Origin of the sequence: Agromyces chromiiresistens (assembly GCF_029167465.1) — a bacterium.
GTDB lineage: Bacteria > Actinomycetota > Actinomycetes > Actinomycetales > Microbacteriaceae > Agromyces > Agromyces chromiiresistens.
In genome coordinates this window covers 139,609-155,125 of sequence record NZ_JARFNL010000002.1, presented here as the reverse complement: position 1 = coordinate 155,125, position 15,517 = coordinate 139,609, and the positions used below count along the sequence as shown (strand labels likewise).

General features: G+C 71.6%; 17 protein-coding genes. 4 read left to right on the top strand and 13 right to left on the bottom strand.

Annotated elements, in window-relative coordinates:
* The 3 genes from PX701_RS05030 to PX701_RS05020 all read right to left on the bottom strand — a co-directional run bounded on the left by PX701_RS05030 (position 1) and on the right by PX701_RS05020 (position 3,337).
* Positions 1 to 807, bottom strand: coding sequence for a GNAT family N-acetyltransferase (locus PX701_RS05030; RefSeq protein ID WP_420831045.1), 807 nt, complete (start codon positions 805 to 807; stop codon positions 1 to 3).
* A gap of 78 nt (positions 808 to 885) precedes the next feature.
* Positions 886 to 2,100, bottom strand: coding sequence for an MFS transporter (locus PX701_RS05025; protein ID WP_275505666.1), 1,215 nt, complete (start codon positions 2,098 to 2,100; stop codon positions 886 to 888).
* 25 nt (positions 2,101 to 2,125) lie between these two features.
* Positions 2,126 to 3,337 carry an amidohydrolase family protein gene (locus tag PX701_RS05020; RefSeq protein WP_275505665.1) on the bottom strand — a complete coding sequence of 404 codons (1,212 nt, stop codon included), beginning with the start codon at positions 3,335 to 3,337 and terminating at the stop codon, positions 2,126 to 2,128.
* 150 nt (positions 3,338 to 3,487) lie between these two features.
* Between PX701_RS05020 and PX701_RS05015 the strand changes: the two genes are divergently transcribed.
* Together PX701_RS05015 and PX701_RS05010 are read left to right on the top strand one after the other, a co-directional pair.
* The gene (locus PX701_RS05015; RefSeq protein ID WP_275505664.1) at positions 3,488 to 4,957 is read left to right on the top strand and encodes a chlorohydrolase family protein; all 1,470 of its coding nucleotides are present in this window, start codon (positions 3,488 to 3,490) and stop codon (positions 4,955 to 4,957) included.
* A 338-nt stretch (positions 4,958 to 5,295) separates the two neighbouring features.
* A complete protein-coding gene (locus tag PX701_RS05010; RefSeq protein WP_231430465.1) occupies positions 5,296 to 5,511 on the top strand; it encodes a hypothetical protein in 216 nt (71 codons plus the stop codon).
* Positions 5,512 to 5,555: 44 nt separating this feature from the next.
* On the opposite strand, the gene PX701_RS05005 is transcribed toward PX701_RS05010, so the two are convergent.
* The 5 genes from PX701_RS05005 to PX701_RS04985 all read right to left on the bottom strand — a co-directional run bounded on the left by PX701_RS05005 (position 5,556) and on the right by PX701_RS04985 (position 10,855).
* Positions 5,556 to 6,395, bottom strand: a complete 840-nt coding sequence (locus PX701_RS05005) for a DNA-formamidopyrimidine glycosylase family protein (protein ID WP_275505663.1) — start codon at positions 6,393 to 6,395, stop codon at positions 5,556 to 5,558.
* Positions 6,396 to 6,452: 57 nt separating this feature from the next.
* Positions 6,453 to 8,030 carry a hypothetical protein gene (locus tag PX701_RS05000; protein ID WP_275505662.1) on the bottom strand — a complete coding sequence of 526 codons (1,578 nt, stop codon included), beginning with the start codon at positions 8,028 to 8,030 and terminating at the stop codon, positions 6,453 to 6,455.
* A 92-nt stretch (positions 8,031 to 8,122) separates the two neighbouring features.
* Positions 8,123 to 8,716 (bottom strand): RNA polymerase sigma factor, encoded by a 594-nt coding sequence (locus PX701_RS04995; protein ID WP_275505661.1) that lies wholly within the window; start codon positions 8,714 to 8,716, stop codon positions 8,123 to 8,125.
* A 60-nt stretch (positions 8,717 to 8,776) separates the two neighbouring features.
* Positions 8,777 to 10,456 (bottom strand): ABC-F family ATP-binding cassette domain-containing protein, encoded by a 1,680-nt coding sequence (locus PX701_RS04990; protein WP_275505660.1) that lies wholly within the window; start codon positions 10,454 to 10,456, stop codon positions 8,777 to 8,779.
* 84 nt (positions 10,457 to 10,540) lie between these two features.
* The gene (locus tag PX701_RS04985; protein ID WP_275505659.1) at positions 10,541 to 10,855 is read right to left on the bottom strand and encodes an NIPSNAP family protein; all 315 of its coding nucleotides are present in this window, start codon (positions 10,853 to 10,855) and stop codon (positions 10,541 to 10,543) included.
* 89 nt (positions 10,856 to 10,944) lie between these two features.
* Between PX701_RS04985 and PX701_RS04980 the strand changes: the two genes are divergently transcribed.
* The gene (locus PX701_RS04980; RefSeq protein ID WP_275505658.1) at positions 10,945 to 11,520 is read left to right on the top strand and encodes a 1-acyl-sn-glycerol-3-phosphate acyltransferase; all 576 of its coding nucleotides are present in this window, start codon (positions 10,945 to 10,947) and stop codon (positions 11,518 to 11,520) included.
* Here PX701_RS04980 and PX701_RS04975 read toward each other — a convergent pair.
* The 3 genes from PX701_RS04975 to PX701_RS04965 form a co-directional block, all read right to left on the bottom strand.
* Complete coding sequence (locus PX701_RS04975) at positions 11,517 to 12,059, bottom strand: GNAT family N-acetyltransferase (protein ID WP_231430458.1); 543 nt, start codon at positions 12,057 to 12,059, stop codon at positions 11,517 to 11,519. The genes PX701_RS04980 and PX701_RS04975 overlap by 4 nt on opposite strands.
* Positions 12,060 to 12,142: 83 nt before the next feature.
* Complete coding sequence (locus PX701_RS04970; RefSeq protein WP_231430457.1) at positions 12,143 to 12,943, bottom strand: TetR/AcrR family transcriptional regulator; 801 nt, start codon at positions 12,941 to 12,943, stop codon at positions 12,143 to 12,145.
* Between the two features lie 43 nt (positions 12,944 to 12,986).
* Complete coding sequence (locus PX701_RS04965; RefSeq protein ID WP_275505657.1) at positions 12,987 to 13,745, bottom strand: SDR family NAD(P)-dependent oxidoreductase; 759 nt, start codon at positions 13,743 to 13,745, stop codon at positions 12,987 to 12,989.
* Positions 13,746 to 13,901: 156 nt separating this feature from the next.
* On the opposite strand from PX701_RS04965, the gene PX701_RS04960 reads away from it, so the two are divergent.
* Entirely contained in the window at positions 13,902 to 14,246 is a 345-nt protein-coding gene (locus PX701_RS04960; protein ID WP_231430451.1) for a LysR family transcriptional regulator, read from the top strand.
* Positions 14,247 to 14,344: 98 nt separating this feature from the next.
* On the opposite strand, the gene PX701_RS04955 is transcribed toward PX701_RS04960, so the two are convergent.
* Positions 14,345 to 14,962: a class I SAM-dependent methyltransferase gene (locus PX701_RS04955; RefSeq protein WP_275505656.1), complete on the bottom strand. Its 618-nt coding sequence runs from the start codon at positions 14,960 to 14,962 to the stop codon at positions 14,345 to 14,347.
* A gap of 1 nt (position 14,963) precedes the next feature.
* Positions 14,964 to 15,512, bottom strand: coding sequence for a GNAT family N-acetyltransferase (locus PX701_RS04950; RefSeq protein WP_231430446.1), 549 nt, complete (start codon positions 15,510 to 15,512; stop codon positions 14,964 to 14,966).
* Positions 15,513 to 15,517 lie beyond the last annotated feature (5 nt).

Genomic DNA, 15,517 nt, shown 5'->3' with positions numbered 1-15,517 from the left:
TCAGGGCCGCCAGACGTACGGAGTCGTCGTCGAGACCTTCACGAGGCCCGACCGCTCGAGGATCGGGCGCGAGAACTCGGTCGAATCGCTGTGGAGGTATCGCTTGCCCATCGCCAGCGCGGAGCGCGCCCGCGCCGCGGTCAGTGCGCGGTAGATACCGCGCCCGCGCCATTCCTCGCGCGTCGCGCCGCCCCAGATGCCGGCGAAGTCCGATCCCTCGACCGGCTGGAGCCGACCGGCGCTGACGATGCGCCCGTCGGCCTCGGCGATCCAGAGTTCGGTGTCGTCGTCGCCGTCGAGCCGCCGCACCAGGTCGTCGGCGCGCTCGGCCGACACCGGGTCGCCGAACACCTCGTCCTGCATCGCGCTCATCGCCCGCACATCCCGTTCGTCGGCGGCGCGTCGCAGCACCACGCCCTCCGGCAGCGGCACGTCGGCCGTCAGCAGAGCGGCCTCGCCGACCATGATCGACTCCGGCTCCTCCGCGACGAACCCGTGCGCGACGAGGGCATCGAGGAGGCCGGGTGCGCGATCGTGCCCGCGGGTCTTCCACTCGACGGCCGTGATCGCCGGGTCGGCCGCGAAGTGCGCGAGGGTCGAGCCCACGAGCTCGCCCATCGAATCCTCGCGAACGCCCTCGAGGTCGCGGTAGCTCACGAAGCCGTACCCGCCGGGGAACATCGCGAGTCGAAGCGGCCCGCGCCGCTCGGCCGTGACGGCGTGCGCCGTCTCGGCGTCGGTGCGGAGCTGGTCGTCGTAGGCGTGCAGCAATGCGGCGGCGTCGGTCACCGCTCCATGATGGCCCATCCGCGCGGCTTCCGGCGCGAGGCATCCGATCGCCCCGGCCGGGGCCGTGCGGGAGGGCGCCGGCCGGGCCGATCGTGGTCAGCGACCGGCGCGCCCGGCGGGCGCGGCGGGCGCGGCGGGCGCGGGCCGGGCGATCACGAGATCGACGGGTTCGCGGCGGATCACGAGGGCGACCGCGACCGCGAAGACGACGGCGATGACGGCCATGAATGCGAAGCTCCACTCCCAGCCGCCGGATGTCTCGTGCAGGACGCCGACGAGCAGCGATCCCGCCCCGGCGATGGCGTAGCCGCCGCCCTGTGCGATCGCCGAGATCGCTCCGGCCGATGCGGCGTTCGCCGACATCCCGACGATGAGGCTGATGCCGAGCCCGAACGCCGCACTCTGCACTGCGCCGAGCAGGCCCACGACGAGCACGAACCCGTCGCTCGTGGCGAGGTGGAGCGCCCCGAGGCCGACCGCGACGGCGATGCCCAGGCCGGGGCCGAACCACGCCAGCACACGCGGCCTGCGGGCGAGCACGGGCGTCATGAGGGTCGGCACGAACCCGGCGATGCTGAACCATGCGAGGAGCGCACCGCGCACGGCGGGCGGCTCGCCCCGATCGGCGAGGAACTGCGGGAGCCACGCCGTGACCGCGAAGTAGAGCAGGGCCTGCAGCCCGAACACGGCCGTCACGAGCCCGATCGTGCAGCCGCCGCCGGGCGGCAGCCGGAGCCCGGGATGCTCGACCGCTCCGCCGCGGCCCGCGCCACGTCGCACCGCGAACGCCGTCGCCGCGGTCGCCGTGAGGGCGAGGAGGGCCCACATGCCGAGCGCGACGGGCGCGGAACCGGTCGCCGTGTACGCCGGCACGGCGAGCCCGGCCCCGAGCGCCGCGCCCACGCCGAACGACATGCTGCTGAGGCCGACCCAGAGTCCCGATGCGCGGAGCTCCTTGAGGAACTGCGGCAACAGCGTGCCCGCGGCCATGATGGCGACGCCAGCGACGAAGGTGCCGGGCAGCACGAGCACCGACGCGACGACCCGAGCCGCGAGCGTCGCGGCGAGCGCCGCCATCGACCAGGCGAGTGCGCGGGCGACGCCGACCCGCCTCGCGAGCCAGGGGCCGACGGGGGCGGTGAGTCCGAAGGCGATGACGGGCAGGGTCGCGAGCACGGTCGCGTCGGCCGAGGTCAGCCCGAACGCGAGGCGGGTCTCGTCGAGCAGCGCCGCGACGCCGGTGATCGCGGGGCGCAGGTTCACCCCGATCAGGAGGGCGGCGACGAGGCCGGCGGTCGTGCCGGCAACCACCCGCCGCTTGCGCCCGGCCCGCCGCTCAGGCGCCGACGACACGGAGGCCATCGGCGACGACGCGGCCGTCGTGGATGACGGTGCGGTCGCGACCCCGGTCCATGACCGCGCTCGTGGGCGTCTCACCGTCGACGAGCACGAGGTCGGCGCGGTCGCCGACGGCGACGCCGGGGCGGTCGCCGACACCCGTGACGCGGGGCGAATCATGCGACATGATGCTCGCGCCGCCCATGGTCGCCACGGCGAGCGCGAGCTCGATGTGGTCGTCGCGGCGGAACCCGTTGACGAACGCGAGCTGCCAGGTGCGGTCGAGCATGTCGCAGTTGCCGTACGGGCTCCAGTAGTCGCGCTGGCCGTCTTCGCCGAGGCCGACGCGCACGCCCGCCGCCGCGAGGTCGACGAGCCGCAGGTGGCCCGTCGTCGACGGCGCGACGGTGGCCATCGCGATGTCGAGATCGGCGAACTCGTCGATGAGGCGGCGGCTGACCGCCTCGGACACCGAGCCGAGATCGTACGCGTGCGACATCGTGACCTTGCCCTGCATGCCGAGCGCGCGCGTGCGCTCGAGCACGAGCTCGGTGCTGAACACGCCGAGCTCACCCGGCTCGTGCAGGTGGATGTCGATCTCGACCTGGTACTTCTCGGCGAGGCCGAACACGATGTCGAGGTGCTTCGCCGGGTCGCGGTCGAGCTGGCTCGGGTCGATGCCGCCCATGACGTCGGCGCCCTGCTTGAGCGACTCCTCGAGGAGCTCGACGGTGCCCGCCTCGCGCAGGATTCCGGCCTGCGGAAAGGTCATGACCTGCACGTCGGCGTGCGCGGCGAACTTCTCCTTCGCGGCGACGACCGCGTCGAACTTCTCGAGCCTGCAGTCGACGTCGACCTGCGCGTACGACCGCACCCGGGTCGTGCCCTTCGCGATCATCTGCTCGAGAGTGCCGGCGACGATCTCGTCGTGGGGCACGTCGGTGCTGCGCCAGTTCTCCCGGTCGTTCATCATCATGTCCCAGACACCGGGCCGACCCGTGTGCGGGCGGAACGGCAGGCCGATGCGGCTCGAGTCGAGGTGCACGTGCACGTCGCTGAACGCGGGCAGCGCGAGGCGGCCCCGACCGTCGACCGTGTCCGCCTCGGTGGCCGCGGCGGCGTCGTGGGGCCGGATCCCGCTGATGCGCGAGCCGTCGATGACGAGGTCGACGGGGTCGCCGCCCCAGGGGCGGACGTCATGGATGAGCATGCTGGAGTTCCTTTCGTGGCGACACCAAGGCTTTTCGTATACCAAAAGAACTTCACACTTTCCAGCATCGGACGCGATTGCGCAGGAGTGTGACCCAAGGATTAACCATGGTGATATCTTTTGTATACCAAATATTTCGAGAGGATACCCGTGCGCACGCTGATCACCGCCGATCACCTGCTCGCCTTCGACGGCACGAGCCACACCGAGATCAGAGACGGTGCCGTCGTGACCGAGGGCGATCGCATCGTGTACGCCGGTCCTGCCGTCGGCGCGCGCGACCTGGAGGTCGACGAGCGCATCGACCTCGGCGAGAGCCTCGTCATGCCGGGGCTCATCGATCTGGATGCGCTCACCGACATCGACCACCTCATCCTCGACTCGTGGTCGAGCGGCGAGGACGGCCCCCGCCTGCAGTGGTCGACCGAGTACTTCGACCGGCGAGCGCACGTGTTCACCGAGGCCGAGCGCCGTCGCATCCGCGAGATCGCGCTCGTGCAGCTCGCGCTGCACGGCATCACGAGCTACATGCCCATCGCCTCCGAGGTGCACTCCGCATGGGCGGAGTCGGCCGACGATTTCTTCGCGATGGCCGAGTTCTCGAGCCGGATCGGGTTGCGCGGGTTCCTCGGACCGTCGTATCGATCGGGCGTGCCCGTCGTCGACGAGACCGGTGCCCGCGACATCCGATTCATCGAGGAGGAGGGTCGCGCGGGCCTCGCCGACGCGATCCGATTCGTGGATGGCATCCGCGAGCTCGACGACCCGCTGCTGACCGGCGTCTTCCTGCCCTGTCGCATCGAGACCCTCTCCGCCGAGCTCATGGAGGCGACGGCCGCCGCCGCCGAGGCGCGCGACGCACTCGTGCGCATCCACGCCCTGCAGGGCGAGTTCGAGCGCGAGTACGTGATCGCCCGGTACGGGCGCACGCCGCTCGACCACCTGGAGGCGCACGGCCTGCTGCACGATCGCGTGATCGTGCCCCACGCCGTCGTCATCGACGTGCACCCCCTCGTGCACGGCGAAGACCGCGGCGACCTCGGCCGCCTCGCCGAGGCCGGCGTCTCGATCGTGCACTGCGCACTCACGAACGCCCGGTACGGGGCCGAGCTCTGGGACTTCGCGCGCTACCGCGACGCGGGCGTCAACTTCGCGCTCGGCACCGACTCGTTCCCGCCCGACCTCATCCGCGGGATCGACACGGGCGTCTCCGCCGCGAAGGTGCAGCACGGCGACCTCGCGAAGGGCGACATCGCCGCCTACGTCGACGCAGCCACCCTCGGCGGCGCGTGGGCGCTGCACCGGCCCGACCTCGGACGGATCGAGGCGGGTGCGACCGCAGACCTCACCGCGTTCCGCCTCGACGATGTGCGGATGGGGCCGACCGAAGACCCGATCCGCACGCTCGTGCTCAACGGCACCGCGCGCGACGCGTGCCTGACGATGGTCGCCGGCCGCGTCGTCATGCGCGACGGCCGGGTGCCCGGTGTGGACCTCGACGCGGTGCGCGCCGACACGAAACGGCTGTTCGCGAAGCTGCGCGCGGGCTACAGCGAGCGCGACGCCCGGCACGGCACGCCCGACGAGCTCTTCCCGCCCGTCTTCCCGGTGGCGGGCTGAGCGGGCACCATCAACCAGCACTGGGAGGAGGCGCTCGCCCATCGCGTCTATCGCGCTCTCCTGCACGCGATCATCGCCGGCGATCCGCGACGACGAGCAGGCGCACGAGCACGAACGGCTCTGTGAGGCCCTCCTCGCGGGCAATGCCGAGCTCGCCGGCTCGCTCGCCTACGCCCATATCGAACTCGGGCGCGCACCGATCCTTGCCCAGTCGGCCGACGTGCTCGCCGCTCGACCGAGAACGACGGAACACCCCGTGCCCGGCCCGAGGCCTCCCGGACGCCGAACGCGGAACGGTCCCGGGATGCGATGTCGGTGGGTGCTGAGATCATCTCAACATGGAGGTCACGGAACTGCGGCAGACCCGCGAACTTCGTGTCGGCGACACGCTCGTGAGCTCCACCGGCCGCGCCTACGAGGTGACGAAGCTCACCCGGGTGGGCCGAGGCATCCGCGTGCAGTACCTGACGCCCGAGGGGCAGCCCGGCCGGTTCACCGCCGCGCCCGATGCGACGAGCCGCGTCCGCATCGCCCACGCCCCGTTCGCAGCCTGAGCCGCCCGCCCGACGCTTCGACGCCGCAACGACAGGGTGCCCGCTCAGCGCAGCGGCAGTACCTCGCCGCCGGTCTGGCACGTCGGGCAGTACTGCGCCGTCGTGCTCGCGAACGTGAAGTCGCGCACCGTGTCGCCGCAGACCGGGCACGCTTCGCCCGCCCGGCCGTGCACGCGCATGGCGGCGACCTTCTCCGCTTTGAGGCGGTCGATCGGCACACCCCGCCGATCATCGATCGCCCGGTTGACGACCCCGACCGTGCTCGCGAACAGCCCGTCGAGCGCCGCCTCGTCGAGCGCCGCCGCGTGCTTGACGGGCGAGAGCTTCGCGGCGTGCAGGATCTCGTCGGAGTATGCGTTGCCGATGCCCGCGATCGACTCCTGCTCTTGCAGCACGGCCTTCACCTGCTTGCGTCGCCCCTCGACGGCGGCGTCGAAGTCGGCCCGGGTGAACTCGGGATCGGCCGGATCGGGCCCGAGCTTCGCCACCGCCGGCACCGCGATGGGGTCGTCGACGACCCAGAGCCCGAGCGAGACCCACTCGCCGGCATCGGTGAACTCGACAGCGGTGCCGTCGTCGAACTCGACGATCGCGAGTGCGGCCGGCCGGCCGTCGCCGGAGGCATCCACCTCGTCGTCGGATCCGTAGCGCGCCCAGCCGTGCCGCCCGAGCGAGACCACGAGGTGGCCCGTTCCGAGCACGAGGTCGAGCAGCTTGCCGTGACGCGACACCCCCTCGACGCGTTCGCCGACGAGCGACGTCGGCGGCGCCGTGCGCGTCTTCACCGTGCGGAACTCGACGACGTCGACCGCCGTGATCTCGTGACCGCGAAGTCGCTCGTCGAGCTCGTCGGCGAGCGCCTGCACCTCTGGTGACTCGGGCATGCGTCCAGCCTCGCACGACGACGGGCGGCCCGGAAGGGGCCGCCCGTCATCGTGCACTCACGACTCGGCCGAGAAGTCGAGCTCGGAGTCGGCGACCGCGATCATCGACCAGGTGCCGCCGTCCGCGTCCGTGAACTCGTACGCCGGCACGACGAGCACGCTGCCGTCGGGCTGCCATTGGCTCGCGAGTCCGAGTCGGGCGTCGACGATCTCGACCTCGTTCACCGGCCACGAGATGTGCACGCCGTCGGCGGGGGTCGCGGGCGGCTCGGTCGGCGGCGTGTAGACGTCGGGGGTCGCCACGGAGTCGCCCTCCGCGACGGCGTAGGGCATCGCGGTCATCTGCGCGCCGAACCGGGGGTCGGAGAGGCGCTCGAACGCCTCCTGCTCGCTCACGATCTCGTAGTCGCCGAGACGCACGACACGGGCGAGGAAGCCGCTCGCGCTGTACGTGCCCTGCGGCGTCAGTTCGATCGACCATGCCTGGTCGAGGCGCTGGCCGTCGACCACGGGCCAGGCCTGCGCCGACCGGGTGAACGCGCCCTCGTAGTTGTTGTCCGTCGTGTACTCGAACGCGCCGGGGTCTCCGCCGGCTGCGGCGATGAGCGACCGCAGCGCATCGGCCGCTGCGGCGTCGCTCGGCAGGTCGGGCACGGCGGGCTCGCACGGCTCGACCGGCGCAGCCGGCTCGGTCGCGCCCTCGAGGAGCTTGTTGCACTCGGCCCACGGGTCGAGCGCGGGGTTCATGAACCAGAAGCTCAGGGTGCCGTCGAGCCCGACCGACACCGAGGGACCGGTGCCGTCCTGCGGACCGGCGCTCCATGCCCCGTCCTTGAGCTCGGGCGCGCCCTCGACGCCGAGCGCCGCGGCGAGCGCGGAGACCGTCTCTGCGTTCGATGCGGAGCGCGGGTCGTAGCCGTAGCCGGCCGCGGTGCCCGACTCGGTCGAGAGGCCCGATGCGCTGAAGACGTTGCGGCCGTACCCGTACCCGTACGGGTACGCCATGTCGGCCGACATCTTGCCGGAGGCGTCGAATGCGCCGCCGACGGCCGGCGCCTGCTCGGTCACCGGCCGGTCGGCGGCACCGCTCGATTCACTGCCGCTATCACCGGCGCCTGGCAGGGAGATGGGCGGGGCAGCGGAACCTGCGAGCGTCGAGGCGCCGTTGAGTCCCGCACCTGCGGCGTAGCCGGCCCCTCCGACGATCGCGAGCGAGGCCGCGACGGCTGCGATCGCGATCCACCGCGGCCTGCGGCGCGCGCGCTCGGCTCGGAGGTCGGCGACGGGGGTGGTTCCGCCGCGGTCGGGCGTCGCACCTCCGGCTTCCGCGTCCACCGCGGCCGACGGCACCGCGGTGTCCGCCAGCACGCCGGCGACGATGTCGTCGGCGAACCCGTCGCGCGGTTCGACGCCTGCGGCCGGGTCGGCTGCGCGCAGCAGCGCCACCGGGTCGGATGCCTCGTCGGCGGGCAGCTCGCGCTCGAGCTCGTCGTCGGACCCGGGCTCGCCGTCGCGCTCGCGCTCGCCGTCGGACGCGAGCTCGCCGTCGCGCTCGAACTCGTCGTCGGACCCGAACTCGTCTTCGGGCTCGCGCTCGCCGGGCCCGTTCGGGTCGCGTTCGCGGTCGTCGTTCATGTCGATCAGCCTCCGTGGTGGGTACACATCGCATATGTCTCGGACCCGTCGGACCTTGCACGGCGCGCCCCCGGCACGCGAGCGCGGCAGGATCAGAAGGTCAGACGCTCGCCCCACGCCTCGCGAAGGCGTTTGCGGGCACGTGAGAGTGCGGCGTCCGCGCCCGAGCGCGAGATGCCGAGCACCTCGGCGAGCTGTTCGCCATCGAGCCCCTCCCACGCGTGCAGCAGCAGGATGCGGCGATCGCGCTCGCCGACGCTCGCGAGGGCGCCGCGCAGCTCGGCGTCGAAGAGCGCACTGAGCTCGGGATCGTCGGCGACGCGAGGTCGTCCGGCCTCCGGCACCTCCTCGACGGGAAGGTCGACGTGCTTGCGCCGGTGGTTCGCGAGGGTGAACCCGGCCGTGCGGTAGAGCCAGGGAAGCTCGGCGCTCTGCGGAACGTCGTCGCGCCGCCGCCAGGCCGTGGCGAACACCTCGGCGGCGAGATCCTCCGCGTCCTGACGGGGCCCGCGCCGGGCGAAGTAGCGCACGAGTGCGGTCGAGTGCGTGCGCACGAGACCCGTGAACCAGGCGACGTCGTCGCGCACCGCGGCCTCGACGTCGGGCGTGACAGGCGGGTCGGCGCTCGCTGGCATCGCGACTCCCTCGGTCGTCTCGACGGCGACGGCGGCATCGGCATTCCTCACACCATGCTTGTGTCACCCGTGCCGAGAGTCTTGCACGCGGCCGCGAAGATCGCCGATCCCTCAGGCCTCGGCGACCCGCCCACCCTCGACGCGCCAGCGCCGGTCGAGCCGCACGTGTTCGAGCATCCGCCGATCGTGCGTGACGAGCAGCAGCGTGCCCTCGTAGCCCTCGAGCGCCTGTTCGAGCTGTTCGATCGCGGGAAGGTCGAGGTGGTTCGTGGGCTCGTCGAGCACGAGCACGTTGACGCCGCGCGCCTGCAGCAGTGCCATGCCCGCGCGCGTCCGCTCGCCGGGCGAGAGGTCGTCGACCGGCCGCAGCACGTGGTCGGCCTTCAGCCCGAACTTCGCGAGCAGGGTGCGCACCTCGCCCGAGCTGAGTTCGGGCACGAGCAGCTCGAACGCGTCGGCGAGCGGCGTGCGACCGGCGAGCTGCGACCGGGCCTGGTCGATCTCGCCGATCGCGACCGAGGATCCGAGGCTCGCACGCCCGACTTCGGGCGCGATGCGACCGAGGAGGAGGCCGAGGAGCGTCGACTTGCCTGCCCCGTTCGGACCGGTGATGCCGATGCGGTCGCCGGCCTGCACCTGCAGCGAGACCGGTCCGAGCGTGAAGTCGCCCCGCGTGACCGATGCCGCATCGAGGGTCGCGACGACGGACGACGACCTCGGCGCCTGCCCGATCGTGAACTCGAGCTTCCACTCCTTCCGCGGCTCCTCGACCTCGTCGAGGCGGGCGATGCGGCTCTCCATCTGGCGCACCTTCTGCGCCTGCTTCTCGCTCGACTCGGTGGCCGCCTTGCGGCGGATCTTGTCGTTGTCGGGCGACTTCTTCATGGCGTTGCGCACGCCCTGGCTCGACCATTCGCGCTGCACCCGTGCCCGGGAGACGAGGTCGGCCTTCTTCGCGGCGAACTCCTCGTAGTCCTCGCGCGCGTGCCGGCGCACGGTCTCGCGCTCCTCGAGGTACGCGTCGTAGCCGCCGCCGTAGAGGCGGTTGGAGTGCTGCGCGAGGTCGAGCTCGAGCACCTTCGTCACGGTGCGCGCGAGGAACTCGCGGTCGTGGCTGACGAGGACGACCCCGCCGCGGAGGCCCGCGACGAACGCCTCGAGCCGGGCCAGGCCGTCGAGGTCGAGGTCGTTGGTGGGCTCGTCGAGCAGCACGAGGTCGAACCGCGAGCAGATGAGCGCGGCGAGGCCGACCCGGGCCGCCTGCCCGCCCGAGAGGCCGGTCATGAGCGAGTCGGCCGTGACGGCGTGGGCATCGACCGCCCCGTCGCCGACCGCGAGCCCGAGCTCCGCGAGCACCGCGGGCAGGCGCTCGTCGAGGTCGGCCGCCCCCGAGGCGAGCCAGCGCTCGAGCGCGACCGAGTACTCCTCCCCCGGGTCGACCCCGACGGGCGGTTCGGCGAGCGCGAGCTGTTCGGCCGCGGCATCCAGGCGGGCGGATGCCTCGGCGCACCCCGTGCGCCGGGCGACGTACTGGGCGATCGTCTCGCCCTCGACCCGCTCGTGCTCCTGCGGCAGCCAGCCGACGAAGGCGTCGGCGGGAGCCAGCGACACCGTGCCGGCGAGCGGCGCGATCGCGCCGCCGAGGATGCCGAGGAGCGTCGACTTGCCCGCGCCGTTGGCGCCGACGACGCCGACCACGTCACCCGGTGCGACCGTGAGGTCGAGGTCGTCGAACAGCGTCCGGTGGGCATATCCGCCCGCGAGGCCCTGGGCCACGAGAGTTGCAGTCACCGGACAACCCTAGTCAGCCCGGACTGAGCGCCGTGCCCTGCGCGCTCGGCCGTCGCGGCCGCACTCGCGCGGACGGGCCATGCCTCATTCGAAGACGGGCGCCAGGAACCGTCGCTCGTAGCGGCGGATGCACTTCGTCTCGACGGCGAAGCGGTACGCCTCGACGCACTCGGGGTCGGTTTCGGCGGCGCGGCGATACTGCTCGTACGCGGCGAGCGACGGGAACGTGAACAATGCGAACGCCTCGTCGCTGTCACCCTCGCTCGGCAGGAAGTAGCCGTGGTGGGTGCCGCCGAGGCGATCGACGAGTCGGATCCATCGCTGCCCGTACTCGCGGAACTCCGCGAGCTTGTCGGCGTCGATCTCGTAGCGCAGGTGCACGGTGACGGGTTTGCTCATCTGCGACATCCTGCCGCAGTTCGGCCGGGTCGAATACCGGGGGCGTACGCATACCGACACAGACATATGCGGTCGCATACGTTTGCGGGATGCTGCGTCGTCTCGTCTCCCGCGTCTACTGGGCCCTGAGCCGGTGGACACTCGGGGGCGAGCCCGCGCCCTCTCGACCCACCGTGCTGATCGGTGCTCCGCACACCTCGAACTGGGACTTCGTGCTCATGCTCGGCATCGCGTGGCGGCTCGGCATCGACGTGCGCTGGCTCGGCAAGAAGAGCCTGTTCGCGGGCTGGCGGGGTCCGATCATGCGCGGGCTCGGCGGGATCCCCGTCGATCGCGCCGATCCGAGCCGGGTCGTCGACGAGGTCGTCGCACGCATCCGCGCTGGCGAGGTGTTCGGCCTCGTGGTGACGCCCGACGGCACCCGCGGTGCGCACGAGTACTGGAAGTCGGGCTTCTACCGCATCGCGCGCGAGGCCGGCATGCCCGTGACCCTCGGCTACGTCGACCGCACGACGATGACGACCGGCCTCGGTCCGACGTTCGCGCTGACCGGCGACGTCGCCGCGGACATGGATCGCATCCGGGCGTTCTACGCCGACAAGGCGGGCGTGCACCCCGACCAGCGCGTCGAGCCGCGACTGCGCGAGGAGGCGGGGCGCGGCTAGTCCTGCTGGCGCTGGCGCCACTCGTCGGCGAGCAGTCCGAGCAGCACCTCGTCGAGGTGTTCGCCGACCACCCAGGCCGACGAGCGCAGCACCCCCTCGCGCACGAAGCCGTTGCGCTCGGCGGCGCGCAGCATCGCATGATTGTCGGCGAGCGTCTCGATCTGCAGCCGGTGCATGCCGCGGAACGCGAAGCCGTAGCGGCAGAGCGTCGCGACCACGTCGGTGCCGTACCCCTTCCCCCGCGTCGACGGCAGCAGGCCGAGCCCGATGTGCGCCGAGCGGTTGTGGGTGTCGATGCCCCAGAACGTCGCCGCCCCGATGAGGCTCTCGCCCTCGAGCTCGACGATCGAGAACTGCACGAGCCCCTCGGCGGCGTCGTCCACGACGAGCCTGCGGTCCTTCGTGCCCGGCGTCAGCGGGCGCCACGGCCCGCCGTCTGCGCGAGCGGAGTTGACCGGGTCGTCGAACAGTTCGGCCAGCAGAATCGGGATGTCGTCGTCGTGACGGGCCCTGAGCCCGATCTTGCCGCCTCGTAGCATGGTCTCTTTCCTATCGGGTCGGGGCTGTCGACGGCAAACCCCCGCCCTGCGACTCGGACCGGCCGGTGCTCTCCGGCCAACCGCTATCGGGCGGTCGGCCGCGGACCGTTCGCCGAGCGAACGATGCTGTGTTCGACACCGTCGAGGAGCCGAGCCAGGCCGAATTCAGCGCTGTCGAAGGACGTGTCGACGAGAGCACCGCTGGTGAGCGCCGCATGCAACGCCGGGAATCGTCGGGCAGTGACGAGCTGTGCCAGCAGCCGAGCCTCCGCCTCGACCACCTGCAGGGGTTCCTCGCCCGTCGCCCCGGCTCGCTGCTGGTATCCCCGCTCGATTGCGGCGTGGAACCGGGCGTGGCCCGTCACCTCGAGCACGACGGCGATGCGCTCCTGCTCGGTCAACCCGGTTCCGTCGAGCGCCGCCAACCCCGCGTCGAACCAGGCGAGGTTGTTCGGCGTGCTCGTGATGCCCCGGATCGGGATGTCCAGCATCCACGGGTGGCGCCGGTAGACCTCGGCCGATGCCGAAGCGTGCGCCTCGAGCTTGGCGCGCCACCCCTCCGCGCGGGCCACCGCGGCCGGTGGCGCGCCGGTGGCCCGCTCCTGGAGGAGGAGGACGAGCGTGTCCTTCGATCCGACGTATCGATAGAGCGACATCGCGGTGAGGCCGAGCGAGGCGGCGACGGCCGGCATGGTCACCGCATCGATGCCGTCGGCGTCCGCGATGGCGAGCGCCGCGTCGAGTACCTGGTCGAGGCTGTACTCGCGCCTCGGCCCGCGCTGGGCGGTCGGTGCTCTGCCCCAAGCGAGCGCGAGCTCGGCGGGAAGTGCGGGCAGCGCCGAGTCATCCGCCACGGCACCCTCCTCAAAGCTCAGCTCCAGCATAGGCCGAGGCCGATCACGGACTCGCCCCGATGGCGGGAGCAGATCAGGCTGCGGACCAGCCGCCGTCGGATGCGAGGACGACACCGTTGATGTTCGCAGCCGCGTCGCTCGCGAGCCACGCAACAGTGCTCGCGATCTGCTCGGCGCTCGCCGGGGGCGACATCGTCGCCTGCATGATCGGGCCGACGCGACCGGGGCCGTACTCCGACTTCACGGACATATCGAGCCCCGTGACCACCGCGCCCGGCGCGACCGCATTCGTGCGGATTCCCTGCGGCCCGTACATCACTGCGCAGCTCTTCGTCAGACCGACGACCGCATGCTTCGACGCCGTATACGCGGCACCGCCGACAGAGCCGCGAAGCGCGGCTTCGGAGGCGATGTTCACGATCGCACCCGACGACCGGCTCCGCATCAGCGGAATCACCGCGCGGGTCGTGCGAAGCACTGCGGTCACGTTGATGTCGAAGATGCGCTGCCACGTGGCGTCGTCGACCTCGTCGGCGGGTACGACGCCGTCCATGACGCCGGCGATGTTGGCGAGCACGTCGACCCGGCCCTCGGCTGCGCGGAGGAGCTCGCCCACGGTCGCCTCCTGCGTGAGATCGCCGGTGACGACGCGGAGATCGAAGTCGCCGAGATCGGCGATCAGGTCGTGCAATCGGTCCTCGGCGACGTCGTTTGCGACGACCGTCGCGCCCGCACGCGCGAGGATCTGAGCCGTCGCCCATCCGATGCCGGACCCGGCCCCGGTCACGATGGCGGTTCGCCCGGTGAATCGAGCGGTGTTGTGGTCGGTCATTTCGTCCTCGCTGTCGATGAAAAACTAGTACTTACATAAACTGTATATGTCAGCACGGGTTGTTGTCGACCGACTGTCGCTCGGGCGAGGCATGTTCAGGACCATCGCATAACCTGAAGTCGGCCGCGGAACGCTCGGCTCGACGGAAGGCTTCGCGTGAACATCACCCAGCTTCGACGGTTCGTCGCCGTGGCCGAGGAGCTGCACTTCCCACGTGCCGCCGACTCGCTCGACATCCCCCTCGCTTCCCTCCACTCGTCGATCGAGAAGCTCGAGACCGAGCTCGGGCGCCCGCTGTTCACCCGGCAGAAGCCGACCCGCCTGACGGAGTTCGGGGCGGCCTTCCTGCCCGAGGCCCTGGCCGAGATCGCTGCGGCGCCGCAGCCCGCCGCGGGGCCCCCGGTCAAGGCCGGCGGCAAGGCGAAGGCGTCGAAGGGCCGGGGCCGCGCCCCGATCGTGAAGGGCCAGCCCAAGCCCTACAAGAAGCGCCAAGGGCGCTGACCGGTCGACCGCGCATCGGATGACAGACCGGCCGACAAGCCGGGCAGGGGCGGCGACACGCCGTGCTCAGCCCGGACGCTGCTCCGTTCGCCGCCGTCTCACCGACGTCGGGCGAGAATCGCACCGTACGGACGACGGCCGGGGTCGGTTCGCGTGTGCACCGCGACCACCTCGAAACCCGCGACCTCGAGCGCGGATCGCATCTCGGGCACGGGCCAGAAGTACGCGGTGACCACGGCGTGATCGAACGGCTCCAGTCGAGGGCCCTCGAAGAAGCCGATGAGCAGCTCGCCGCGCGGGCGGAGAACGCGCGCGAACTCGCCGAGGATCGCGGGCACCTGCTCGGGTTCGGTGTGGATGACCGAGTACCAGGCGAGCACGCCACCGAGCGCGCCGTCGTCGGCGGGAAGCGATTCGAGCCTGCCGAGCCGGAACGTCACGTCGGGGAATCGCTCGGTTGCGCCCTCGATGAACTCGGGCACCATGTCGACGCCCTCGACCGCGACGCCGTGGTCGGCGATGAACCTCGTCCAGTGTCCCGGTCCGCAGCCCGCGTCGATCGCCGGGCCCTCGATCATCGTCGCCCAGTGAGCGATCAGGTCGCGGTCGGGGGCGGCCATGGCGTCGACCGACCCGAGCAGTTCGGTGTACTCGGCGGCACGCGAACGATAGCGCTCGCGCACGTCGGCCGACGTCGTCGCTGGATCGCCGCGCATCTCAGCCCTCCCAGTCGCGCCTCAGCAGTCCGTAGACCCAGGTGTCGGACACATCGCCGTTGACGATACAGTCCTCTCGCAGCGTTCCCTCGCGCACGAAGCCGAGCTTCTCGAGCACTCGGGCCGACGCCGCGTTGCGCGTGTCGGTCTCGGATTGCACGCGATTGAGATCGAGCGCGTCGAAGGCCCACTCGAGCATCGCGCGCGCCGACTCCGTCGCGTAGCCGTGGCCCCAGGCGGCCTTGGTGAAGCAGTACCCCAGGGAGGCGCTTCGAAAGTCGGGGTTCCAGCCGTTGAACGTGCACCAACCGACGAACGCCTGGTCGGCGACGCGTTCGATCGCCACGCGCGCACCGCTGCCCTCTTCCGCCATGCGTCGGCACCCGTCCATGAAGCGGGCGATCGAGGCCCGGTCGACCCACGGCGGGGAGTCCCAATAGCGCAGCACCTCCGCGTCGCTCAGCAGCTCGAAGAGCTCGTCGCCGTCGGCCTCCGTGAACGGACGGAGTCGCAGGCGCTCGGTGTGCAACGTCGGAGTCGGCAGTGTCATGGAGC

Bases quoted from the DNA above. Each gene is read 5' to 3' on its own strand.
- PX701_RS05010 (WP_231430465.1), top strand. From the start codon at position 5,296: ATGGAGGTCACGGAACTGCGGCAGACCCGCGAACTTCGTGTCGGCGAC.
- PX701_RS05020 (WP_275505665.1), bottom strand. From the start codon at position 3,337: ATGCTCATCCATGACGTCCGCCCCTGGGGCGGCGACCCCGTCGACCTC.
- PX701_RS05000 (WP_275505662.1), bottom strand. From the start codon at position 8,030: ATGAACGACGACCGCGAACGCGACCCGAACGGGCCCGGCGAGCGCGAG.
- PX701_RS04980 (WP_275505658.1), top strand. From the start codon at position 10,945: ATGCTGCGTCGTCTCGTCTCCCGCGTCTACTGGGCCCTGAGCCGGTGG.
- PX701_RS05030 (WP_420831045.1), bottom strand. From the start codon at position 807: ATGGGCCATCATGGAGCGGTGACCGACGCCGCCGCATTGCTGCACGCC.
- PX701_RS04955 (WP_275505656.1), bottom strand. From the start codon at position 14,962: ATGCGCGGCGATCCAGCGACGACGTCGGCCGACGTGCGCGAGCGCTAT.
- PX701_RS04985 (WP_275505659.1), bottom strand. From the start codon at position 10,855: ATGAGCAAACCCGTCACCGTGCACCTGCGCTACGAGATCGACGCCGAC.
- PX701_RS04965 (WP_275505657.1), bottom strand. From the start codon at position 13,745: ATGACCGACCACAACACCGCTCGATTCACCGGGCGAACCGCCATCGTG.
- PX701_RS04975 (WP_231430458.1), bottom strand. From the start codon at position 12,059: ATGCTACGAGGCGGCAAGATCGGGCTCAGGGCCCGTCACGACGACGAC.
- PX701_RS04970 (WP_231430457.1), bottom strand. From the start codon at position 12,943: ATGCTGGAGCTGAGCTTTGAGGAGGGTGCCGTGGCGGATGACTCGGCG.
- PX701_RS04950 (WP_231430446.1), bottom strand. From the start codon at position 15,512: ATGACACTGCCGACTCCGACGTTGCACACCGAGCGCCTGCGACTCCGT.
- PX701_RS05005 (WP_275505663.1), bottom strand. From the start codon at position 6,395: ATGCCCGAGTCACCAGAGGTGCAGGCGCTCGCCGACGAGCTCGACGAG.